The sequence below is a fragment of the Kitasatospora phosalacinea genome (genome assembly GCF_000716545.1).
Classification (GTDB): Bacteria; Actinomycetota; Actinomycetes; order Streptomycetales; family Streptomycetaceae; genus Kitasatospora; species Kitasatospora phosalacinea.
Genome location: NZ_JNWZ01000214.1, coordinates 1 through 249, shown reverse-complemented (window position 1 = coordinate 249; position 249 = coordinate 1). Strand labels below are relative to the sequence as shown.

At 70.7% G+C, this 249-nt stretch carries 1 pseudogene; it reads left to right on the top strand.

What is annotated here, in order from left to right:
- Positions 1–36 precede the first annotated feature (36 nt).
- Positions 37–249, top strand: a pseudogene (locus OO48_RS34205) (hypothetical protein); the annotation flags it as partial.

Sequence of the window (249 nt, the reverse complement as noted above, 5' to 3'; positions counted from 1 at the left end):
CAGCCCCGCCTGGCGCGACGACGTCGAGCTGGCCGCGTGAACGTCACCGAACTCCTGCGGCTGCTGCAGGCCGAACACGACGAGAGCGCCGCACGCGCCAACTACCTGCGCGAACAGATCGACCAACTCACCAGCGCCCTCGCCGAGGCAGAGGCCCGCCTCGCCGAGATCGTCACCACCGGCAAGGTCATCGACGGCCTCACCCCTCCCGACCGCGCACCATCTCCCGAGGGGTCCGCCACCGTCTAC